We start from the raw sequence: 1,049 nt of genomic DNA, 5'->3' as shown, positions 1-1,049 counted from the left end.
ACTCTATCCTCACACGACTGAAGTCGCGTGCTTCCGGACGCTTTAGGCGTCAGACTAAATATCGGCGGATACGCCTGTAACTTAGGTGTGCAGTCATGCACATTTCCCGTGCCGGATACGGCAGGTTCCCACATGACAGGTAGTCCGCTGTATATCTGCCTGCGTTTATGCTACTCTTAAGTTCATTTCTGAACTGAGTTTTCTCAAGTCCGCATAAACACATGAGGTTCTACGCTTTACTGCAGGGACTTTTGCCTCCAGCAAAGACCTTTCCGTTACCGGAAGGGGTTTTAAAAGTTCTCTGATAAAATATCTTGCTCCTATATTGTACGATGCTGACAGATCGCAATTATATCGTTTTCCTGTCTGAAATACACACAGGCTGTGATTTTTCGGATCACGGGCAACGGTTCCTGTTCCATCATATGCAAGCCTGCTGGTGTTCCACGCACAGATCCTCGATACCCGTATTCCATTTCTATGTACCTGATGTTCACAGCGCTTCTGGATATCCCGTTTTCTCCACAGATGCAGTTTCTGTTTCTTTTTCCCGGATATCTTTCCTTTTGTCTCCAGGTATTCGAAAACAATTATATCTGCATGGTTCTCTTTTGCATATTTTGTGACTGCTCCTGCAATCTTCCTTCCCAGTTCTATGTTCAGGCGTTTTGCATAAGCCCATCTGCTCTTTGCCTGTGCAGATCCATGTTCTCTCTGGAATCTCCGTATCCGTCCCAGTACACGGTACATCCGGTCTTTTTCACTGGGAAAATCAATAAACTTTCTTCCCAGGACAGTTCCATCCGACCGCATAATGGTACAGACTGCATCGGTGTTGATCCCCAGATCTACACCGCAGATAATCTGTTCTTCGACTGGTGCTTTTGTGAGTATCACATCTTCCGTATAAGAAAAACGCAGAAAATATTTCCTGTGCCTTTTCTCCAATGTCGGAGCAGATGCCTTTTTCCCGGACCAGTTCTTTCTCAGATACTCCATGTCGGTATGCCTTAACCGTACATGGAACCATTTCCAGTCATGCCCATCAT

At 45.7% G+C, this 1,049-nt stretch carries 1 protein-coding gene; it reads right to left on the bottom strand.

The features are described 5' to 3' along the window. Positions 1 to 165 precede the first annotated feature (165 nt). On the bottom strand, positions 166 to 1,049 hold an 884-nt coding region (locus tag DWX28_RS20115), incomplete at its 5' end, for an IS200/IS605 family accessory protein TnpB-related protein (RefSeq protein ID WP_147342117.1).

The sequence above is a fragment of the Blautia sp. AF19-10LB genome (assembly GCF_003461245.1).
Taxonomy (GTDB): domain Bacteria; phylum Bacillota; class Clostridia; order Lachnospirales; family Lachnospiraceae; genus Blautia_A; species Blautia_A intestinihominis.
The sequence above is the reverse complement of the archived record's forward strand: the minus strand, read 5'-3'. Positions and strand labels throughout refer to the sequence as shown.